Annotated in this window: 18 protein-coding genes; 12 read left to right on the top strand and 6 right to left on the bottom strand. The window is 40.7% G+C overall.

All coding sequences use genetic code 11. The annotated features are described in order from the left end of the window. Together G636_RS0108830 and G636_RS0108825 are read right to left on the bottom strand one after the other, a co-directional pair. Positions 1-953: clostripain-related cysteine peptidase (locus G636_RS0108830; RefSeq protein WP_026507759.1), on the bottom strand; the 953-nt coding region annotated here is incomplete at its 3' end. A 19-nt stretch (positions 954-972) separates the two neighbouring features. Continuing rightward, positions 973-1644 (bottom strand): hypothetical protein, encoded by a 672-nt coding sequence (locus G636_RS0108825; protein WP_196803065.1) that lies wholly within the window; start codon positions 1642-1644, stop codon positions 973-975. Between the two features lie 298 nt (positions 1645-1942). Here G636_RS0108825 and G636_RS20300 point away from each other — a divergent pair, with 298 nt between their 5' ends. The 9 genes from G636_RS20300 (at position 1943) to G636_RS0108775 (ending at position 13679) form a co-directional block, all read left to right on the top strand. Further along, positions 1943-2227, top strand: coding sequence for a hypothetical protein (locus tag G636_RS20300; protein WP_155832359.1), 285 nt, complete (start codon positions 1943-1945; stop codon positions 2225-2227). Between the two features lie 229 nt (positions 2228-2456). Next, entirely contained in the window at positions 2457-3614 is a 1158-nt protein-coding gene (locus G636_RS0108815; RefSeq protein ID WP_026507757.1) for a replication initiation protein, read from the top strand. 511 nt (positions 3615-4125) lie between these two features. Further along, positions 4126-4866 (top strand): MerR family transcriptional regulator, encoded by a 741-nt coding sequence (locus G636_RS0108810; protein ID WP_026507756.1) that lies wholly within the window; start codon positions 4126-4128, stop codon positions 4864-4866. 680 nt (positions 4867-5546) lie between these two features. Next, a complete protein-coding gene (locus G636_RS0108800) occupies positions 5547-6767 on the top strand; it encodes a hypothetical protein (protein ID WP_026507755.1) in 1221 nt (406 codons plus the stop codon). 44 nt (positions 6768-6811) lie between these two features. Beyond that, positions 6812-7348 (top strand): hypothetical protein, encoded by a 537-nt coding sequence (locus G636_RS0108795; RefSeq protein WP_026507754.1) that lies wholly within the window; start codon positions 6812-6814, stop codon positions 7346-7348. Positions 7349-7553: 205 nt separating this feature from the next. After that, a complete protein-coding gene (locus tag G636_RS0108790) occupies positions 7554-7751 on the top strand; it encodes a hypothetical protein (protein ID WP_026507753.1) in 198 nt (65 codons plus the stop codon). A gap of 80 nt (positions 7752-7831) precedes the next feature. Continuing rightward, the gene (locus tag G636_RS0108785; protein ID WP_026507752.1) at positions 7832-8719 is read left to right on the top strand and encodes an aldose 1-epimerase family protein; all 888 of its coding nucleotides are present in this window, start codon (positions 7832-7834) and stop codon (positions 8717-8719) included. 63 nt (positions 8720-8782) lie between these two features. Beyond that, positions 8783-11383, top strand: coding sequence for a beta-mannosidase (locus G636_RS0108780; RefSeq protein WP_026507751.1), 2601 nt, complete (start codon positions 8783-8785; stop codon positions 11381-11383). A gap of 22 nt (positions 11384-11405) precedes the next feature. Beyond that, positions 11406-13679 carry a glycoside hydrolase family 3 C-terminal domain-containing protein gene (locus G636_RS0108775; RefSeq protein ID WP_026507750.1) on the top strand — a complete coding sequence of 758 codons (2274 nt, stop codon included), beginning with the start codon at positions 11406-11408 and terminating at the stop codon, positions 13677-13679. 255 nt (positions 13680-13934) lie between these two features. Here the strand turns inward: G636_RS0108775 and G636_RS0108770 are convergent, their stop codons facing one another. Genes G636_RS0108770 through G636_RS0108760 form a run of 3 tightly spaced genes read right to left on the bottom strand, consistent with a single transcriptional unit; the run spans position 13935 to position 17088 of the window. Next, entirely contained in the window at positions 13935-15200 is a 1266-nt protein-coding gene (locus G636_RS0108770; RefSeq protein WP_026507749.1) for a zinc-binding dehydrogenase, read from the bottom strand. Between the two features lie 20 nt (positions 15201-15220). After that, positions 15221-15643, bottom strand: coding sequence for a PTS sugar transporter subunit IIA (locus tag G636_RS0108765; RefSeq protein ID WP_026507748.1), 423 nt, complete (start codon positions 15641-15643; stop codon positions 15221-15223). A gap of 41 nt (positions 15644-15684) precedes the next feature. Then, positions 15685-17088 carry a PTS mannitol transporter subunit IICB gene (locus tag G636_RS0108760; protein ID WP_026507747.1) on the bottom strand — a complete coding sequence of 468 codons (1404 nt, stop codon included), beginning with the start codon at positions 17086-17088 and terminating at the stop codon, positions 15685-15687. Between the two features lie 316 nt (positions 17089-17404). Here G636_RS0108760 and G636_RS0108755 point away from each other — a divergent pair, with 316 nt between their 5' ends. Together G636_RS0108755 and G636_RS17925 are read left to right on the top strand one after the other, a co-directional pair. Continuing rightward, positions 17405-18187 (top strand): DeoR/GlpR family DNA-binding transcription regulator, encoded by a 783-nt coding sequence (locus G636_RS0108755; RefSeq protein ID WP_242826944.1) that lies wholly within the window; start codon positions 17405-17407, stop codon positions 18185-18187. Positions 18188-18212: 25 nt separating this feature from the next. Continuing rightward, the gene (locus G636_RS17925) at positions 18213-19424 is read left to right on the top strand and encodes a substrate-binding domain-containing protein (protein WP_081668337.1); all 1212 of its coding nucleotides are present in this window, start codon (positions 18213-18215) and stop codon (positions 19422-19424) included. A 112-nt stretch (positions 19425-19536) separates the two neighbouring features. Here the strand turns inward: G636_RS17925 and G636_RS0108745 are convergent, their stop codons facing one another. Further along, a complete protein-coding gene (locus G636_RS0108745; protein WP_026507745.1) occupies positions 19537-21195 on the bottom strand; it encodes an ABC transporter substrate binding protein in 1659 nt (552 codons plus the stop codon). A gap of 217 nt (positions 21196-21412) precedes the next feature. On the opposite strand from G636_RS0108745, the gene G636_RS0108740 reads away from it, so the two are divergent. Then, positions 21413-22114, top strand: coding sequence for a tRNA threonylcarbamoyladenosine dehydratase (locus G636_RS0108740; protein WP_026507744.1), 702 nt, complete (start codon positions 21413-21415; stop codon positions 22112-22114). Positions 22115-22133 lie beyond the last annotated feature (19 nt).

Raw genomic sequence — 22133 nt, 5'->3', positions numbered from 1 at the left:
CCTGCCATAAGGCATGCATCAAATCCTACAAAATCATACTTTATTCCTGTCTTCTTTAGTGCTGATGATATCTCATCTATGGTCATGGTGCTTCCGGGAAAGAGCTCATCATATCCGTATCCGGACACTGAACCGCCGCCATGATCCCAGAAGATCAGCATATATCTGTCAGCAGGATAATTAGATGATGCAAATTTAATAAAGTCTACAAGGGTCTCAGGGTCTGTCATTGCTTTAGATCCTACGTTATTGTCCAGTGATTTAAGACCACCCTTTACTACCTGCCACCTCTGATTTGTCTTTGAAGATACTACAGAGTTATTCCATTTCCTGGCTCCGCCGGTTTCCACTATGAGGTTTACTTTATCCGAAAGATTGGCTGCAGCCATTTCATTAAGGTCTGATGTTGCCATGCCGCTTCTGGATTCCAGATCTGCTCCGCACATGTAGACCATTATTGTAACAGTATCCTCTCCCGAGCCCTTAAGCTGTACATATTTCTCTCTGGCTGATGGATCGATGTTTCTGTCTACCTGGGACATGGAGCTGTCATTGTAAGCAGATGAGTTTGTTGTCATCCATCCGTTTCCACTGTTTGACATGCTGGGAGTCTGATAATTGCTGCCGGATAATCCTCCAAAAATAGATGTCTGACTACTACCGGAGCTTGATGTAACAGACTGGTTTGAGCTTCCTGTATCTACTGATCCCATGGATCTGGAAAAATACAAAAATACAATAACTGCTACAATAAGAAGAGGCATTATTGATCCTCTTCTGCCTCCTGTTCTCTGCTGCGCTACAGGAGCCTTATTATATTGAGATGATGATGGCGAAGTATGAAGTCCTGAAGTATTTCCTGTTTTGCCATATCCTGCTGCGTTGTCACTCTTACTTACATGTCCGCTTCCCTGAGACGAACCTTTTTGTCTTGAGTGGGGTCTGTCTGCCATGATATTCCTCCCATTATAATTAATTGATATTTTCACCTATTATCAGGCATTTACTGGTTTCAAGTAATGCTCTTAAATGATATTTAATGACAAATACGGCATCGCTGTAATCTGTGTATTCTATTTTTATCTTATCAAGAAGCGGATAGACATACTTCTCGGTTTCTTCAATATATTCGAGCTCTTTATATTTTGGAAATGAGCTAGCCATTGTTGATACATTGTTTACTCTGTCCAAAGCTTTGACAATGGATGCCGTGGAACTCTCTCCTATTATTCTGTAATATTCTGATGTTTCCTGTCCTTCTTTTTTGGTAAGTCTTTTGACTTCTTCTGTTATCTCCTTGGGAAAAGGTAGTTGTTCAGGTGTTATATCACATTCTTCACATACATCATGAAGCATTATTACAGATAGTACTGTATCATCTTTAATCCCGAGAGCATGAGCATGACAAGCCATCATCAGAGGATGTGCAATATATGGAACTTCTGTTCCTTTACGATAACGATTGGATTTTCTCTTCATACCGTTATGCATTGTTTTGGCATAATCTATAGCTTTTTCAAAATTCGTCAGTTCTTCGGCTTTTGCTGCTTTTTTTAGCCTTTTGTACATATTTACTTCTGAAAAAATCTTATCTCTTATTTCCATGACTTTTCCTTTTGTTTTTTTATGTACAGAATTATCCAATACTAATTGTATAGCTTTATCTTCTTTGTAGCAATTATTTCTGATATTCTGTTAATGTTTTCAATTTCATTTGATTGTCAGACTTTTTCCGGATCTTTTATTCCTGTAAAAGTCTATATCTCTGCAGCTGCTATTTTTGCCCGATTTTAATCTCATACAACTTTGTTGTTGTTTTATTATTTTATTAACAACATTTGTTTATTTATTTTATCTTTATGTAAATGCTGTATTTTCCATATGTCTGACGTTTTTTGGTGGAGTATTTTGGAGAAGCTTGTGGAATAGGCTGGAGTAATTTGTGGAATCCTACAGAGTAATTTGTGGAATATTCTGTAGTCTCCTTTTATGGCAACTTGTGGAGGAAAAAGGTGCTTTTTGTGGGAGAAAAAAGAGTTACTTGTGGAGGAAAATGGGAAAAAAATCGCTTTTTGAGGAAATTTTTAGAGCTCCCTGGTCATATACTCCAAAATCTTCCACATCTTTGGCTAAAAATAGTAATTTCAACTCCATCCTATTCCACCATAAAGACTATTTTTACATCGGAAAAGGCTTTAAATACGCTATTTTCGTAATGACTCCATAATCTTCCACAAGTTTATGTTCTATCTCCAATATTTTCCACTTCTTTTAAATATCAAACTCCAAATTATTCCACATCTTTTTGACTATTACCCCGAAAACTTCCACATCTTTGGCTCTATATGCAGGTATTTTTACTATTATGTGGAGAAATATGTGGTATTATTTTAAATCAACTGCTATAATATATTTGATTTTGTGGTATAAATTGGGGTTTGAGAGGGGAATTTGGAGTGAAAAAGGATAATATTGAAAACGCCAAGGAAGTTGCAAAGCTGATCCCTAATGATGATTACAGTAAGAGTAATTTTCTTATCAGTGCGAAATATAACAGTTCTCTCCTGGAAAATAAGCTTTTGGCAATATCATTTGCCGATCTGGATAATCTCCATCAGGAGAGTAACGGAGTTTTGGTTTCGGAAATCCCTGCTAATACAATAAGAAAGTTGCTTGGCTCCAAATCCGGCTCCTTTTATGATCAGCTGGATGCTGCTGCGCAAGGCATGACCAGTCGATCTATTGGCGCCAAGGATCCCAGCAAGAACAAATTTGACTATTATTCCTTCATCATAAGAGCTTCATATGAGGATTCAAAGCTCAGGATATATTATAACCCGTATATGAAGGATTATATTGTAAATCTAAAGAGTAAGTTCACAAGACTATCTCTTACCACTATGCTCTCTTTTAAATCTGTGTATTCCTTTCGTCTATATGAGCTATTGAAGTCTGAAGTCTATAAATCAAAGCATATCTCCTACTCTATTGCTGAGCTTAAGCTAGAGCTTGGTGTTGTAAATGCTGAGCTGGACGTAGTACAGAGATTTCTAAAAGGAAGTGAGAGCCCTGACTATGAAAAGGCTGTTGAGAAATCTCCTGAAAAGCATTATGAGAGCTGGAGAGACTTTAAGAAATACGTCATAGAGGTTGCTGTCAATGAGATAAACCAAAGCCCAATGACAGGAATTACAGTTTCATATGACACTGTTAAGAGAGGACGTGGAGGTAAAGTCCATCAGATTATATTCACGGTTGTAGACAGAGAAGGTACCGTTGAAAAGTCCTCTCCCACTCTTACGGGACTTACCGAAGATGAAAAAATGGATAGAATGTTTGAGATTAGGGATATCCTCTCCGGTGCAAATCTTAATGCCAAGGATATTAGGGCTATTGCAGAGGCTGCTGCTTATGATGTGGACAGAGTCGCCAAGGCTTGGGATATTGCTTCTCTTCAGGGAGGTATTGATAATACAGTGGGCTGGATGATTGATGCCATCAAAAAGGATTATGACAGACCCAAGTCAAGCGGAACCAGAACGTCCAAAAAAGACAGCTTCATGGAAAATCAATATGATTTTGAAAGCATTGAAAAGGAATTCCTTGCAAATTGATCAGAGTTTAAAGCGTACTCTCTCACTTCTCTTAATAATCAGATATATTATTTTGATTATTAAGAGAAGTGTTTTTATTTCATCCTGAAGGCATAACAGTCCGGTGATCAAAGAAGGATCCCAGGGCTGTTATATAATGCAAGAAACTCCAAAATTTTCCACTAAAAAGCTTGCTGCGGCCGGCAAATCAAAAGTAAATATGCTCAAAGTCTTGATATAGCTAGGTTTGAAGTCAGTGACACGCTTTTACAGATTTGCCGTAGAGTTACTTTTCTCGAAAAAACAGATATAAATCAATAATAAAGATTTGCATTTGGCAATATTAATGTGCTTTGATTTTGAATTGATTTGCAAATATTTGCTATTAATAAAAATAAACATTATCAATTTATATAGATTTATTTCATAATTTCTTGTTGATATAAGCTAGGGGGTGTTATAATTAAAACAAATATCAATAAAGGCTATAAGCAGTTTAAGAAATAAATATCAAGACAAAAGAGGAAAAACCATGGCAATTGATTTGGATAACGGCTCTGTGATCGAGCCGGACAAGATCGAGATACTGGATGATTCCAATGGCCCTGATGCGCATATTTACGGTATGCAGCAGGTGGCAGATGAATTACATGAGAATGCTCAGAGTCTGAGAAATTATATGCCGCAGTTTGAAAAGATTCCCGGAATGACTATCCAGAAATCTCCCGGCGGCCATAGGATGTTCTCGAGGAATGACATAGAGCGTTTACGTACTATTATAGAATATAAGAACAAAAACGGCGCTACCTATGATACGACTATAAAGCATTTTATGAATGAGAAGTCCCCTATACTTGTAGGGGATCAGATGCAGATACAGAGACAGATGCTGGAAGCCGTTTTGAAAGCGCAGAACAAGCAAAATGAAAACCTGGCAGCAAATATCCAGAAGAGCTATGAAAGTCTCTTGGAAGCTATCAGGCCAATGCTTAATGATGCTATCAGCAATAATCTGCTTCCAAACAAAGAGCTTCAGGCTCAGCTTGAGGAGAAGGAGAAGAGCCTGGAAGAGCTCACAAAAGAAGTAAATAGCGTAAATGACAGCCTAAAAAGAGAGAAGACAGAAAAAGAAGAAGCGCTTAAAAAGGTGGGATCTGTAGAGAAAGAGCTGGAAATAGAAAGAGCAAAGCTAAAGGAAAAAGAGGAAGAGATAGAGCAGCTTACCCAGCAGCTTGCTCGTAAGAAGGGATTATTTGGATTATTTAGCAAATAATCATTCTGATCTAATGACAAATTGAGGATAAATGGAAAAACAAAGAGCGACCAAGTCTGTATACCAGGCTGATTGCTCTTATTTTTATGACTGAGATCAAATTTTATAAACGAATATATGCATTTGTATTTAAAAGGATTAATCATAAAGCAAATATTGATTTTGTCTTATCAATAAAGGTAATATGTGTGATAAAGTTGGTTATATTAAAAAGAAACGGCTTAAAATAGCGGTTTATAAAAATGATTGGCAAGAGAATAAACCAAAAACAAATCCGTCGAAAAGAAATATATACAAATCATAAACAAATATAACCAATATAATTATGCAAATATAAAGCAATAATCATACAGATACTAATAATAGATCTTCAATTATTTTAAACAGGGCACAATGCTGGGCAAATGGATAATGATGAAAGACAAGAAGGATCATAAAAGCATGACAAAGGGAGTACAAAAAGGTGGTAATAGCATTATAGATGGAGTACAAAGGGGTTATAAAGGGGTGATTGTTTCGTTATATTTCCTGTAGAAAAGGGTGATATAAAGGATAGATAAATCAAATTTACTTGTTGACAGAAGTTGTATAAATGCTACAATAAAAGAAAGCAAAGCAAATATTTATTATAAATATAATCAAATATAATGATTTGAATTTGAATAGGAGAGGTAATCAAAATGGCAAAAAAGAAAGTCATGATCATTGCAGTCGATCCGGGATTTGATGCTTTTAAGGTGGTGGTAAATGGAGAACAATATTCTCTGGCCAAGGACGTAGTAAGAACAAAAGAAGATAACCTTTTATCTGTAAAGAGGGATGAAGACTTTATTTTATCCCATTATATTGAGGGCGAGAGCTTCTTTGTGGGCCCCAATGCCAGAAAGCTCCTGTCAAATAAGAATTATCAGGAAATACAGAACAAGAAGGAAACAGCAGACACAGAACTCGAGACAAGGTTTACAACTCAGGAGTTTGAAGTAGGAATCTGGACTGCGATAGGTTATGCACTTATTAGATACTCAAAGGAGCACGGAGACGAATTTGATATTGATGAATATAACGAATTCGTGAAGAAAAGTGACCTGAGAGACAAGAGCATAGACAAGAAATATCAGGATCTTGTATTTGCAGTAGCAGTAGCGCTTCCTAATGATGCAATGGATGAATGGGCAAGTGTTAAGAATGTTCTTTTAAAACCCAGCAGTTTTTCAATCGAAACAATCTGGGGAGAATATGAGATTAATCTGGCATTCAAAGATGGTCAGCTTATAGTTAGCTCACAGGTTGTAGTTGCAATGCTTGGAGAGCTGATCGACAACGAAGGTAATACCATGGCTCCCGATGATAATATGCTTCCTGCGATCATAATTGATGGCGGATACAGAACAGTTGGAATGTTTGAGCTTTCGGAGGCTCTTTCAGTAGAGGATGGAGAGAGCAATATTGATTATGCGATGCATAATGTAAATATAGAAGTAGCAAGCCAGCTGCAGGCAGCGCCTTATAACAGGTCTGATATACATTCCTATAATATAGAGAAACTGATCGAGAAGAAGGAGATTGTCAGATATAAGAATAAGGATGGCAAGGTAGAAGAGGCTCCTCTTGAAGACATCAGGAATGCAGTGATAGAAGAGAAATGCAACGGCCTTATCGACCACCTTGAGAGTAAGTTCAATGATCTTTTGGATGTAAAGCAGATAATCATAGTAGGCGGTACCGGCAGCGTGTACTATCCGATCATAAAAGAGTATATTGAAAAGAATAACAACTACATTAATGTCAGACTTATTGAGTCAGAGATGAATGGCAAAGAGGTTCCTCCGGTATTTGCAGTAGCTATGGGCATGTACAGACTGTGTCTCTATGAAGTTAAGAAGCAAAGCGAAGCTGTTTAAGGGAGAAAATTGGAGTCAATGATAGCTTTGCGTGGAGGAATCATATGAAGATAAGTTTTTGGCTCGGGGAAGAGGATCATATACTTACATCCTGGCTTGATGCTCCTCAGAACAAGAATAAATGCAGACTTATTACCAGAGCTATTGAGTATTATATAGATAATCATGATTATATCTGCATAGGAAAGGTTAATCCGGGACTTCATCAGATAGTAACAAAGAACAGGTCATTATCCCTGGGAAGAGAGTCTAAGGCAGAGAACTGGTATGCCGAATACTCCAAGGATCATAAACGGGGAGCAACAACCAAGATCAAAGAAATACTGATAAGATCCATTGAGATCACGGACACAGAAGAGTATTATCCATCAAGATATGAGGATCTAAGACCTATTGAGAATGGCAGAAAAGTCCATGCAATGCCGCGTATAGAGCATATACAGAGTCAGGATACTGCAGCATTAAGAGAAGAGAAGAAAAAGTCTGCAGTCAGAAGAAAAAAGGGGACTGACGATTTTATGGACGCTGCCATAGAGAAAATGCTTGGATCAGGACCTAACAGAACATTAAATTTTGGATAATACAAAACACAATATAATGCCTGTATATCAGGAAAAATGTAAAGAGAAGACTTGAAAGGGGAGACAAGTCTTCTCTTTATCGTTATAATAATAAAAAAGATAGTTATAATCATATTGATATATACAAAAACTATAAATATATGTTCAGAGTTGCCGATATACCAGTTGGAGCAAGGGCTTTATACAGTTTTGGAAGGAGGATATCATGCAGGCAACTCTCAGACAAAGATCATATGCTATGGAAATCAGAAAAGAGCTAGGAATTGTGCTGCCAGCGGAATTGACAGTTGAAGCCTATGCTGAATGGATTGAGAGGTACAAGCCTCTTTTGATAAGAAAAAGATGTGACAGGGATGTAAAGGATCTCATGGTAAATTTACATAAGAAGAGAGCTATAGGATGATTTACGGACTGTCATAGTTATATGCGGCTGTTTACAAGGCTCCTGAAATAGGGGCCTTTATTATATATTTAGGAGGAGACATGGGAATCACAATACTGGAAAATGATCTATTAAGGCTGGAGATCGACAGCAAGGGAGCAGAGCTTATACGAGCTACTAACAAGGAAACGCATACTGAATATATTTGGAATGGAGATGCCAAATATTGGAAAAGGCATGCACCGGTTCTTTTTCCTTTAGTAGGTAATGTGATAGGCAAACAGTATAAATACAAAGATAAAATATATAGTATGGGTCAGCATGGATTTGCAAGGGACAGGGAGTTTGAAGTAATTGATGTAAGTAATGACCATGTGATCTTTTCATATGAACCAACAGAAGAGGATAAGGAAATCTATCCCTTCGATTTTGAGTTGAATATCAGCTATTCGTTGGAAGAAAACAGCATTTTGACATATTGGAATGTATATAATACCGGTGATGATACCCTTTATTTCTCCATAGGTGGTCATCCCGCATTTAATATCCCTGCGGGAGATGACGGAGATAATACTCTGGGAAGCGGTGCGTATCTATATATTGACGGCGTTGATAGCCTGGAATATAAGCTGCTAGGAGCAGATGGAACAGTAGAAAATAAGACATACACTGCTGAGCTGGATGAAGGCTATCTTAGGATGACTTCAGATATGTTTGATAGAGATGCATATATAGTCGAAAAGTCCCAAACACAGTCTGTGGCTTTATGCGATAGCAACAAAAAAGAGATCGTCACAGTTAATTTCCATACACCTGTATACGGCCTCTGGTCGCCTGCAGGCCTCAATGCACCATTTGTATGCATAGAGCCATGGTATGGAAGGACAGATGGTGAGGGCTTTAGTGGAAACCTGGAAGAAAGAGAATATGGTAATTCATTGGCTATAGGCGGAGAATTTGCCGGAGGATATGAGATAGTCTGTCATTAAGAGAAAGACATTGATAAAGGGTTCATATTTGATATGAGCCCTTTTTTGCAACGAGGAGGGGAAATGCTTAAGCAGAAGATATGTGATAATTGGACTCTTAGAATAATGGGAGAGCAGGGTGGAAAGAAAGCAATAAACGCCAAGATTCCAGGCAGTATATATACAGATCTGTTAAGAGCGGGAGAAATGGAAGATCCCTTTTGGAAGGATAATGAGGATGCTGCACTTGCTCTGATGGATAATGATTATCTTTATGAATGCAGTTTTGTAGCAGACAAACAGCTTCTCGACAAGCCACTTCAGATATTAAGGTTTGAGGGTCTGGATACCATAGCCGAGATCGCCCTAAATGGCAGAAAACTGGGCCAGACTAAGAATATGCATAGAGCATATGAATTCGATGTTACAGGGGCTGTTAGGGGCGGTGAGAACCATCTTAGTGTAACTATCTTTTCACCTACACGATATATAAGGGAGCAGCAGGAAAAAGACCCAATAGGCGGTTCTGAGGATGCCATGCCGGGCTTTCCTCATATCAGAAAGGCCCATTGCAGCTTTGGCTGGGACTGGGGAGCGCACCTTCCGGACGGAGGTATATACAGGCCTATATATCTGATCGGAGCTGAAAAGGCAAGAATAGAGTCAGTAAAAATCAGGCAGGACCACAAAAAGCTCAGCAGCCAAAATGAAATCCGTCTGTATATTAAGCCTGAGATCCTGCTAAAATGCGAAAGCCTTGGGGATTATGATGAAAAAATAAAAGAACTTGCGTTCAAGTTGGAAATATATGATCCTGAAGGGAAAAAGATAATAGATCACAAAGAGAACACGCTATTTAGAAAAGTGGATAATATCCTTTCGTCTATGAATAGGGCAGATGGACTGGTAGGACTAAGGCTGTCTGATAAAAAAGAAATAGGCCCCCTAAAGATTGATTTTCCCAGGCTTTGGTGGCCAAATGGCTATGGCAGGCAGCCTCTTTATACTGTCAAAATGAGTCTGTATTCAGGCTCGGATCTTATAGACAGCACAGAAGAGAAGATAGGCCTTAGAACCATAGACCTGTCCTGCAAAAAAGGCCAAAAGGCAAAAGATTTTGCCATCAGAGTAAATGGAACTCCAATATTTGCAATGGGAGCAGATTATATCCCTGAGGATCATCTTCTTGGGAGAGTAAATGAAAATACAACAAGAAGGCTTTTAGAAAAGGCTGTTTTTGCAAACTATAACTGCATCAGAGTATGGGGCGGTGGTTATTATCCGGACGATTATTTTTTTGACATCTGTGATGAGCTTGGTCTTGTAGTATGGCAGGATATGATGTTTGCATGCGCAGTATATCACCTTGATAGCGAATTCGAAGCCAATATAAGAGAAGAATTTACGCAAAATATAAAGAGACTTAGGAATCATGCTTCACTTGGTTTATTTTGCGGAAATAATGAAATGGAGCAGTTTGTAAAAGGAAGGCTTTGGGTACATGATGAATCAGAGGTCAGGGATTATACCATCATGTATGAGAAGATCCTTCCGGATATGGTAAAGGAGCTGGCAGAGAACGTTGCATACTGGCCTTCAAGTCCTTCGTCAGGAGGAGCCTTTGATGAGCCCTCGTCGGAAACACGAGGTGACCAGCATTATTGGGATGTCTGGCATGGAAATAAACCTTTTACAGAGTTTAGAAAGTTTAAATTCAGATTTCTGTCAGAGTTTGGTTTCCAGTCCTTCCCTATGAGAAAAACAGTGGATCTCATAACTGATGATCCGGCAGACAGAAATATATTCTCTTATGTTTTCGAAAGACATCAAAGAAATGGCCAGGCTAACGGCAAAATAATGAATTATATGCAGCAGACCTACAGGTATCCCACAGATTTTGATACCATCCTCTATGCATCCCATATGCTTCAAGCTGATGCGATCAGATATGGCATAGAACATTTCAGAAGATACAGGGGAGAGTGTATGGGGGCTGTTGTGTGGCAGCTCAATGACTGCTGGCCCGTATCATCCTGGTCCAGTATTGACTATTCAGGGAGATTAAAAGCTCTTCATTACTCAGAAAAAAGAGCTTTTGCTCCGCTAATGATCTCATGTGAAGAAGAGGGCAGGATCAATTCTTCATATGCCCTTAATGAGTATCCGGGAAGCTTTAATAAATCTATCAGACTCTGCATATCCAATGAGACTATGCAGGATAGAGTGGTCAGGGCCAGCTGGAAGCTGATGAGGACAGACGGAGAAGAAGATACTGCTTACATAAGCGCCCACCCTGAGGCAAAGGGGACAAAAGAAATAGTAGTTCCTGCTCTTAGCTCTGTATGGATGGATAAAATCCAAATGCAGGATGTGGATGAATTTGAAAATTACGTAAGCTATGAGCTTGAAGATGAGGATGGAGTGATAGTATCTTCGGGTTCCGTGATCTTTTCACTGCCAAAATATTATAAATATAGGGATCCTCAGCTAAAAGCATATCTTGATAATGACGAGATAATAGTTGAATCGGCAGCCTATGCAAGAGGTATTGAGATACAAAATGAAAATGAAGATCTGATCCTGTCAGATAATTATTTTGATATGGATAAGGGCCAAAGACGGATAAAGATATTATCAGGCAATACAGATTCAATTCGGCTCAGAAGCGTGTTTGATATCAAATAAGCAGAAAAGGGAGCGAAAAGAAATGGAAGAGAGTAGGATCGAAGAGCTTGTATCGCAAATGACTTTGGAAGAGAAAGCATCACTCTTGTCGGGAGATGATTTCTGGCATACAAAGGCAATTGAGAGACTGGGGATCCCCAGGATGATGGTATCAGATGGGCCTGTAGGCCTTAGAAAGCAGGATGAGCATGGGGATCATCTTGGGGTGAACGAATCCATTAAAGCAGTGTGTTTTCCTGCAGGAGTCCTTAATGCAGCATCCTTTGACATAGATGCACTGGCAAAGCTGGGAGATACTCTTGCAAAGGAATGTCTTGCAGAAGATGTAGGGGTCATACTGGGACCTGCTATGAATATAAAAAGGAGCCCTCTTTGCGGTAGAAACTTTGAATACTACTCAGAAGATCCTACTTTATCATCAAAACTGGGAGCAGCATATGTAAAGGCTGTACAGGCAAGGGGAGTAGGCACCAGCCCCAAACATTTCGCTGCTAATAACCAGGAACATCGCAGGATGAGCGCTGATTCAAAAGTCAGTATGAGAGCGCTTAGAGAAATCTATCTTGCTTCCTTTGAAGAGATGGTCAAAGATTCCAAACCTTGGACTGTGATGGGATCCTACAACCGAATAAACGGATGTTATTCCTGTGAGAATAACTGGCTTCTTAACGAAGTCCTTAGAAAAGAGTGGGGCTTTGATGGACTGGTAGTAAGTGATTGGGGTGCTGTAAATGACAGAGTATACGGAGTTGCAGGAGGCCTGGATCTGGAAATGCCTTCCTCAGGTGGAGTTGGAGACAGGAGTATCATCGAAGCTGTTCAAAATGATGAGCTTGACGAAAAACTGGTAGATAAAGCGGCCGAAAATGTTCTTCGTATAGTGATGAGATACGTAGAAAATAAACAAAAAGGCCTTGTGTTTGACAGAAAAGCTGACCATGAAGAGGCTAGAAAGCTTGCGGGCCAGGGAATGGTCCTTTTAAAGAACAAAGCTAATACGCTGCCTTTGATAAGAGGAATGAAAATTGCGGTTATAGGCTGCTACGCACAAAAAGCACGTTATCAAGGCGGCGGTTCAGCTCATATAAACACAGATAATGTTGTTTCGTTTATGGATCTTTTAAAGGATGATCCTGATATAAGCTTTTCCTTGGGATTTAGAGATGGACAGGAGGAGACAGATCCTTCTCTTCTTGAAGATGCTCTTAGGTCTGCCAAAGAAGCTGATATTGCACTTGTATTTGCAGGTCTTCCTGATAAATATGAATCTGAGGCCTATGACAGGTTTACCATGAAGCTACCACAGTGCCAAAATGATCTTATAGAGAGACTGTGCAAAGAGGGAATAAGATGCGCGGTAGTACTCCATAACGGTTCGCCTGTAGAGATGCCTTGGGTATCAGAAGTAGACGCTATCCTAGAAGCATATCTTGCAGGGGAAGCTACAGGAGAAGCAGAATATGACATACTCTTTGGCGATGTCAATCCCAGTGGCAAGCTTGCAGAGAGCTTCCCCATTAGGTGTGAGGATAACCCGACTGCACTGACATTTGGTCTGGATGGTGACCATGTGGATTACAGGGAAGATATATTTGTGGGATATAGATACTATGACAAAAAGAAAATGGATGTACTTTTTCCTTTTGGCTATGGCTTGTCCTACACTGAGTTTGAATACTCGGATCTTGTGATCGATAAGAGCAGCATGAAGGATACGGAAACCGTGCACATAAGTCTCAAGGTCAAAAATATTGGCAAAATAAAAGGCAAAGAGGTAGTTCAGATATATGTGGGGCAAAAGGACCCTGGAATAGTAAGGCCTGTTAGGGAACTGAGAGCGTTTACCAAAGTTGAGCTTATGCCCGGCGAAAGTAAGGAAGTATCTTTTGACTTGACAAAAAGAGCTTTTGCATATTGGAATGACATAATAGGAGATTTTCATGTGCTCACCGGTGAATATCTGATTGAAGCAGCTCGTTCTTCAAGAGATATTGCATTAACTGCGCAGGTCCACATAGATTCTACTGTTGAGATCCCTTATCGCTTCACTCAGAACTCAACCTTTGGAGATCTGATGGAAAGGCCGGACAAAATGGAGAGGATCAAGGATGTGCTGGATGCTCTGAAAGAAGGCTTTGGAGGGCAAGGAGAGGAGAGTAGTGATAATGATGAAGGAGCGATATCAAATCAGATGATAGAGGCTATGCTTAAGTATATGCCGCTTAGAGCTATTGTTCAGTTTGCCGGCAAAGAAAAATCCGCAATTGAAGATATAATAAATAGATTAAATTCATAAGAAGATCTGATTAGCGATAAGCTACGAGTAAAAAAGCGGATAAGTACAGATAAATAATTAATGTGAAATACCCAGTCGGTACGGGGCAGGCAACGACTGGGTATTTCATAGGCAAAAAAATAAAGGGAAAGTAGTTGGTTAATCTATTATTGTAACCAATGAAGGTAATAACAGATCCAACAAATGTCACGGCAGGCACATTGAAGCCTGCCGTGGCTTATCTGATAAGGCAATTCAGCCTATACATCAAGACTATCAGATCTCAACACCGAAGTGTGTGAGGATCATTTTCTCTGCTTCAGGATTCCAAAGACCTTTATGAGCTTTGCAGCACTCATCCAGTTCCTTGAAGAAAGGATCCTTCTCAGCAAGCTTACCGAAATCATCAATAGCAGTCATAGGCATATCAAACTGTGTATATGCCAGCTTCTTGCCACCGGGGATCTCGGGAAGGTGGAGAGTGGTCTCTGCAATAGAATCAATTCCACCGACATGGGTTACCATTACGGAAGGATCGATCTTGCCACTGGCGATAAGCTCATTGGCTTCGATCAGGTCTTCATTGGTTCCGCCTGTTGTACCCATGATATGAGTAGCATTGTAATGACAATCATAAAGATTGATGGTAGCAGAGAAGTTCTTATCGGAGGGACCTGAGAAGAAGCTTAGGCATCCGTCAAAGGCCATTACAGAGTTTGCAAGCTCGCAAACTGAAGGTACGGGAATATAAATGAGAACATCATCATATCCGTGACCGTCCGTAATATCCAGGAGACCCTGCTTGGGATCCTCCATCTTTGCAGTGTTGACATATACGAGTTCTACGCCATGCTCAGCTGCAAATTCAACGGGCATTACTTCCTTGGCTCTTGCAATCTTAGCATCGTCGATATCAGTAACAACAATCTTGCCGATCTTATAAGGACCTGCAATTCCATAACCGATAGCGCCAAGACCCATAGGTCCGCAACCGCCCATGATGATCATGTTGCCACCTTCTTTAGGTCCCATTATGTGCTGATAATCATGTCGGCTGGTATGATACTGAGCATGAAAAGCACCTATGGAACAGCTAAGAGGCTCACCGAGAGAAGCCTTGTAGAAGCTGTCTCCGTCGAAAGGCATGAGTGCATTGCACTCCATGGTCTCATGAGGGAAGATACAATACTCAGTATCGCCGCCGTAATACATGTAGGAGTATCCGGGAGAAGCCATGCTGCCCTTATAATTAAGCGCAGGCTGCTGTGCAAAGCGCATTCCGGGTTTGAACTGATCCTGCCATTTCTTGCCTACTTTAACGATAACACCTGCGAATTCGTGGCCAGTAATGATAGGATTGACATCGATATCCTGAGGGGCTCTCTTGTGCTTTTTGCCCTGCTTAGCAAGCTTGTAAGTAGACATGCAGATGCTGTCTGATACAATCTTTGCAAGGATTTCGTCATCACCGATCTCGGGGAGTTCAAACTCCTCAAGTCGCAGATCCATTTCTCCGTACATTCTTACTGCTTTTGTCTTCAAAGTATCATACCTCCTATTGCTTATCCTTTGAATATTTCATATATTTCGTCGACATTCATTGTAAGGATCTTGTCGACAGCTTCCTGAGTAGAGCAGGCCATAGCAATATTGGACAGGGTCTGTACATGATCATCGCCTACACTTGCTACACCAATAACAAGTTTTGCGATGTTGCCATCGCCCCAATCAACACCGTCAGGATATGTGAAGATCGCAATACCGGATCCCAGGATCTCGCTTCTCATAGATTCTACTCCGTGAGGGATAGCAAGGCTGTTTCCAAGGTAGGTATTGAATACCTTCTCCTTCTCAAAGAGGGCGTCAGTATACTTATCGGTAGTATAACCGCCATCAGCAAGAAGTTTTCCCATTTCCCTTAGGACCTGTTCTTTGGAAGTTGAGGGTTTTCCCAGAAGGATATTCTTCTTGAGAAGAACCCCCATTTCAGCGTCAGTCTTTTCAGGCTGTACTGTTTCTTCAGTTGTTAATTTTTTTTTACGCCACGAGCTTCTGCAATTTCATTAACTACTGCATCATACTCAGGTGCATTCATGAAGTTCTGGATAGTAACGATCCTTGCGCCGGGAGCACTCTTGGACGCTCTTGCAGCCAGATCCTTGTGGCAAAGGATGAGAGCTGTTCCAGCAGGAATCTCAGAAACTGATGAATGTGAAACTTTGATATCGGAAAGTCCTGCAGCATCAAGCTTCTTCTGCATTACAGAAGCGCCCATTGCGCTGGAACCCATGCCTGCATCACATGCGAAAACGATGCTCTTGATTGTTGTAAGATCAACGTTAACGGGAGCAACAGCCTGGCCCTTGGACTCAGCCTTCATCTGCTTCATCTGAGATGTAGCATCATCAAGGCTTTCCTTAGGATTGGACATCTTTACGATAGGAGCTGCGATTGCGAAAGATACACCTGCAGCGATGACAACGCTAAGCATAATCATGATGAATGATCCCTTAGGAGCCATTGCCATGTAAGCAAAGATTGAACCAGGTGACGGAGGACCTACAAGACCAAGGTTGAAAATGGTGTTGAAGAACATTGCTGCTACAGATCCGCCGATTGTTGCAAGGAGAAGAAGGGGATTCATAAGAACATAAGGGAAATAGATCTCATGGATACCGCCAAGCAGGTGAACGATAAGAGCTCCGGGAGCTGAATCACGAGTTGTCTTATCCTTTGCGAACAGCCAATATGCAAGAAGAACACCGGTACCTGCGCCAGGGTTGGTCTCGATCATATAGAAGATAGATCTACCAATCTGCTCAACCTGCTGTCCTCCAAGAGGAGTGAAGATACCGTGGTTGATTGCGTTGTTAAGGAACAGAACCTTAGCGGGCTCAACGAAGATAGAAGCAAGGGGAAGAAGTCCTGCATTAACCAGAACATCAACACCACCGTTGAGAACTGTAAGGATGGCACCCATGAAGGGTCCGATTACGTAGAATCCGATGATAGCCATGATGGTACCAAGGATACCTACTGAGAAGTTGTTAACCAGCATTTCGAAGCCGGCCTTGATCTTGCCGTCAACTGCCTGGTCAAACCACTTGATTACTACTGCTGCGAGAGGTCCCATCAGCATAGCGCCCATCAGCATAGGGTAGTCAGGAGCACCGCAGATAACACCGACTGTTGCTATGACACCCATAACACCGCCGCGCTGTCCTGCTACATTTTTACCAGCCTGATATGCGATCAGAGCAGGAAGAATGTAGCTCAGGAAAGGGCTAACCATTGTGCTCAGCGCCTCATTGGGCAGCCAGCCTGTTGCGATAAAGAGAGCTGTTATAAGACCCCATGCTATAAAAGCTCCGATGTTCGGCATAACCATTGCACTAAGGGCACGACCGAACGATTGTACCTTCTCTTTCATTGTTTAACCTCCGTTTTCACTTTCATACCAACTGTTACTGAATTACCCTTTGCATCGAATTCGCTGCGATATCGTTAAGAAAATCATAGCATTGGATACCAAGCATGTCAACATAAAACGCAAGTTATCCCAAACATAACATTGCTTTTGGTTGCTTTTAACAGTTTTAAGTGTTATTTTTTGGTTATTATTACCAATACTAACGCAACAAAATCCTTGTGAAATGTTGGATTTTGATATATAATCTATTTGATACGAGTATGGGATTGATTGGGAATTACTTGCAAAATGGTGCCGGTTATTTCCGTATATAATAATGAAGGAGTTATCCATGGCGGAGCTTACAGCCGACAGGCGCAACAAAATAGCAAAGATATTGGTCCAGGAAGGAAGTATCCGAGTGGGAGACATTGCGGAACGCTTTGGTGTTTCCACTGAGACCATAAGAAAAGATATCATATATCTTGAAGAGCAGGGACTTGCAGAGAAGAACCACGGTGGTGCGATCTCAAAGACCAATGTTGTTGAGAAGACATTGGATGAGAAAGAGTTTGTACATACAGACGAAAAGAATGCTATTGCTGCTACTGCTGTTTCCATGATACATGATCATGATACTGTCTTTTTGGATACCGGTAGTACTACAAATGCGATCGCAAGGCAGCTTATCATAAGATCGGGACTCACAATTTTTACCAACTCTGTTATTACAGCGGGTATTTTGTCCGAATCAGATAATGAGGTATTTCTTCTGGGTGGCAAGATCAGAAGGAGTAATAAAGCTCTTATTGGTGGTTGGGCTTTGGATATGCTTGATAATATCCATACTGATATCGCATTCCTTGGTTCTGATGGATTCTTTGGAATGGGTGGCCCTTCATCTCTCAGATATGAAGAAGCAACCATTAAGACTCATGCAATGAAGGTTAGCAGCAGAAGCTATGTTGTTGCGGACTCGACCAAGGCTTTTTCTACATCTCATTTCAGATATGCATACTGGAGTGAACTGGATGGTATTATTACCGCAGGTGACAAACTTGATAAGCTTCATGATGATATAGGTAATCAGACAGCTATAATATTGGGTAAGGCTATCTGATCTCTATGCGAGTTAGGAGTACACTATGCTTAAGAGAACTCTAAAGAGCAAGGTTGAAAACAGGATAAAGAAATCTTGTTTCAGGCAATGCCACTGGAGCTCTCTTTCTTTTTGCACTATTTTGATGTCTGTCATACTGTTATCAGGCGGCTGCTCAGCTGTTATTCCCGGGAGCCTTGGGTCTCAGGAAGAGGCTTCAAAAGAAATGCGGGATACAGTTCATGTACCGGATCATTTAAATGACGGTAGAAATGTGATAGGTATATCAATGCCTGATAGTACTTTGGAACGTTGGAATAAAGATGGCATTTTTTTGAATAGCCTTTTTACTAAAGAAGGATATGAGGTTATCCTCTATACGGGAGATAATCTTATTGATACTCAGCAGTCTAATATAGAGACGATGATAGAACAGGGAGCGGATGTACTGCTGATTGCAGCAGTAGACGGAAACTCACTCACAGGTGTCCTTGAGGAGGCGCATGACGCAGGAGTCAAGGTCGTGGCCTATGACAGACTTATCATGAAGTCTGATGCTATCTCGGGATATATATCATATGATAATTATGCTGTGGGAAAATATCAGGGGGAATTTATTAAAGATAAGCTGCTTTTGGATGAAGTATCATCCTCAGAGCCCAAATATCTTGAGATTGTGTCAGGCGACCCTTCGGATAATAATGCTTTCTACTTCTATAATGGAGCTATGGACGTATTAAAGCCCTATATAGAGTCGGGAAGCCTTAAGGTGGCATCCGGACAGATGTCATTTTACGAAACATGCACAGGACAGTGGTCATCAGATACTGCATTTAAGAGATTTGCAGGTATACTGTCATCATATTATCCCAAGAGACAGCTTGATGCTGTATTATGTGCTAACGATTCTACTGCATATGGTGCGATAATGGCACTTAGAGAAAATTACAGAGGGCAGAATAAGGTGCTGGTCACAGGTCAGGATGCAGATCAGAAGAACAGGGAATTTATAGAGTCCGGTGAGCAGTCCATGACAGTGTATAAGAATCTCACCAATGAAACAATGACGGCTTTTTACTATGTAGATGCGCTCCTTAAAGGGGAAGCTTTGGGGCAGGAGTTTGCTTCTGATAAAGAGCTGGATTTTGATATTAGATTTGACAATATATCTTATGATAATGGAAAAGGGTCGGTTGACTCATATCTACTATCACCTATGGTCATAACGAAAGACAATCTGGATTCTCTGCCGGATTAGTATTAGCACAGAATCATGTGATAGCTTCTGCTACTGTAATTACCTTATAAAAGCCTGAGGATATCTTATTGATATTCTCAGGCTTTGCTCTGTGTTGCATTCAATATTTACATTATCTTGAAGGGTTTTTATAACCATAAAGGGTATAGCCGTTTTTGCCAAAAGCTTTGGTTCGGTAGAGTGCCATATCTGCGCAGGACATTACACGGTCAGGATTATTGGTATCATCAGGATACATGGCAAATCCCATGCTGACAGTCTGTCTTACTGAACCAGCCTTGAGCTTACAGGGCTTTTGCATGATGGTCATGATATCTCTGCAGACTTTCAGGGCTTTATTCAGATCCGGGTTCATGATCAGGCACATGAATTCATCTCCGCCGATCCTGGCGAAAATAATATCTTTTTCAGCAAGAGTGCCCAACCTTCGTGCTATCTCTATGAGCAGTTCATCTCCGGCAGGATGGCCCAGGTTATCATTGATCTTTTTGAAATCGTCCACATCTATCATAAGGATACCAAAGCTCTGACCGGCAATAGAGGCCTGATGGAGCTTATTATTGATATAATTACGATTTGGCAGCTTCGTAAGAAAATCGGTGTTTACTAAATGATAACGGCGCCTGTTTTGTCTGGACAGAATGAGTATCATTACGGTTAGCAGGATGATGATTATAGCAACGAGATTACTGATAACCATATTTTCCCTATAGAAGGTAATGGGGGTATAGGGCTCATTGAGTATAGTGGCATCTTTTGGTACAGACAGTACGCTGATCCCGAATTTATTCAGCTCCTTGTAATCAAAAACCGGTTCATCATAAGGCTCCGTATTTAGAGGGATCTGGTCAATATTAGTTCCGTAAGAAACACTTCGGGCTATTTCGCCGGCCTTTTTGCCTGCAGTACGGTAGGAGTATGTTACACCGCCCAGCACACCATTTTCAATATCAGCTGAAGCCATCCTGAATACAGGCACAGTCGGTGCACAGCTGGTCATCAGGCGCATTGCGGTGTCCATTGCATAGATCTTGCCGCTGCCGTCTTGAAGGAAATCAAGGCAGACGATGATGGAATCCTCTCCAATCTCACTAAAGGCTTTTTTGAGTCCGTTTGTAGAGTAGTAAGAAGTATTTATGATGCTGTAGTCTATCTCGGGATGAGTTTCGATGAACTTCATAAACTCCACATAGGAGCCGGCGCCGGTGCTTGTGCTATCTACTATGGCCACAATCTTTTTTCTTTCAGGGAAGAGATCTTTCCATAATGCGAGATTTTTTTCGTAATCGTATACTTCCGCGATGCCTGCTACATTGGGCATGCTGTCTGCGGTGTTAGAATCACTGATAGAGTTCACACAGAAAAATACTATGGGTATATCTCCAAAAAGCTCGGCTCTGTAGTTGGTACCAAAAGCCAGGGCAGAGTCATCGGTGAGAACAACAAGGTCGAAACTATAATCTTTGGACCTGATCTTGTAGGAGATATATTCATAAAACTTCTCAAAATCCTCTGTTTCATAGTAATTGTTGGCGTCCATGAATTCATAATCAACAACAGCATTCAGGTCACCAAGACCTTCTTCAAAGCCCAAAAGCTCATCTCTGACAGGGATATGGGAGAAATTGTATGAGGAAATACACAGGATACGGAAGATCCCGTCGTAGTAGAATGAAGCTGATGATAAGGCGTCAGTCTCTGTTTCTTCCTCGGATAAAGAGGAATCATTGACAGAAGCTTCTGATGCGTCTGAAGAAGCATTTACGGGCACAGAAAAAATGCCCCATGAGGTAATAGAACCCAATGAAACAAGTATGATCAATAACGAAATAATGAACTTGTGAAATATATGACGCAGCTTCATAAGCATTGTTTGTTTTTGATTCTTGGATTATTTACCCAAGAATGTATAATAGTTATTTATCAGATACTTTATCGGCAGAATAGAGGTTTTCTCTTAGTAGATTATTGCCGAGAAATGAGGCATTATGACAGATTTTTTAACTAGAACCAGACGAACTTTGGGAGATGAACCGGTAAAGAGGCTTGAGTTAAGCCATGTGGCTGTATTTGGAATAGGAGGCGTGGGTGGTCACGTTTGTGAAGCACTGGTAAGAAGCGGGATCGGGGCTATTGATATTATAGATAAAGACAGAGTATGTATCAGTAATCTTAACAGGCAGATAATTGCACTTCATTCAAGCCTTGGCAGGTACAAAACAGATGTTATGAAGGAGAGGATACTGGATATCAATCCTGACTGCAAAGTTAATACTCACAGAGCCTTTTTTTTACCTGAAAACGCAAGTGAATTTGATTTTACAAGTTATGATTATGTGGTTGATGCTATTGATACGGTGACTGCCAAACTGGAGCTTGTAAAATGCTGCAAGGAGGCCGGCACTCCTATCATCAGTGCTATGGGAGCGGGTAATAAGCTGGATCCATCGCGCTTTGAAGTATCAGATATAATGGATACAACTGAAGATCCTTTGGCAAGGGTTATGAGAAGAGAGCTCAGAAAAAGAGGAATAGATCATTTGAAAGTGGTATATTCCAAAGAAAGCCCAAGAAAAAATCCTACAAAGACAAGGATGAGTCCCGGGTCGCTCTCTTTTGTTCCGGGAGCAATGGGACTTATCATTGCCGGTGAAGTCATAAAAGACCTTTCGCTCCAGTATAGTCTGTAGGAGCTGTTTAGTATTAAAG

This window comes from Butyrivibrio sp. MC2013 (genome assembly GCF_000424585.1).
In the GTDB taxonomy this organism is placed as follows: domain Bacteria; phylum Bacillota; class Clostridia; order Lachnospirales; family Lachnospiraceae; genus Butyrivibrio.
Note: the sequence above shows the minus strand (reverse complement) of the source record. Positions and strands in the feature narration are given on the sequence as shown.

What these genes read in the sequence shown, in the direction of transcription:
- G636_RS0108780 (WP_026507751.1), top strand. Translation starts at nt 8,783, where the DNA reads ATGCTTAAGCAGAAGATATGTGATAATTGGACTCTTAGAATAATGGGA.
- G636_RS0108760 (WP_026507747.1), bottom strand. Translation starts at nt 17,088, where the DNA reads ATGAAAGAGAAGGTACAATCGTTCGGTCGTGCCCTTAGTGCAATGGTT.
- G636_RS0108800 (WP_026507755.1), top strand. Translation starts at nt 5,547, where the DNA reads ATGGCAAAAAAGAAAGTCATGATCATTGCAGTCGATCCGGGATTTGAT.
- G636_RS0108785 (WP_026507752.1), top strand. Translation starts at nt 7,832, where the DNA reads ATGGGAATCACAATACTGGAAAATGATCTATTAAGGCTGGAGATCGAC.
- G636_RS17925 (WP_081668337.1), top strand. Translation starts at nt 18,213, where the DNA reads ATGCTTAAGAGAACTCTAAAGAGCAAGGTTGAAAACAGGATAAAGAAA.
- G636_RS0108740 (WP_026507744.1), top strand. Translation starts at nt 21,413, where the DNA reads ATGACAGATTTTTTAACTAGAACCAGACGAACTTTGGGAGATGAACCG.
- G636_RS0108810 (WP_026507756.1), top strand. Translation starts at nt 4,126, where the DNA reads ATGGCAATTGATTTGGATAACGGCTCTGTGATCGAGCCGGACAAGATC.
- G636_RS0108755 (WP_242826944.1), top strand. Translation starts at nt 17,405, where the DNA reads ATGAAGGAGTTATCCATGGCGGAGCTTACAGCCGACAGGCGCAACAAA.
- G636_RS0108790 (WP_026507753.1), top strand. Translation starts at nt 7,554, where the DNA reads ATGCAGGCAACTCTCAGACAAAGATCATATGCTATGGAAATCAGAAAA.
- G636_RS0108765 (WP_026507748.1), bottom strand. Translation starts at nt 15,643, where the DNA reads ATGGGGGTTCTTCTCAAGAAGAATATCCTTCTGGGAAAACCCTCAACT.
- G636_RS0108795 (WP_026507754.1), top strand. Translation starts at nt 6,812, where the DNA reads ATGAAGATAAGTTTTTGGCTCGGGGAAGAGGATCATATACTTACATCC.
- G636_RS0108775 (WP_026507750.1), top strand. Translation starts at nt 11,406, where the DNA reads ATGGAAGAGAGTAGGATCGAAGAGCTTGTATCGCAAATGACTTTGGAA.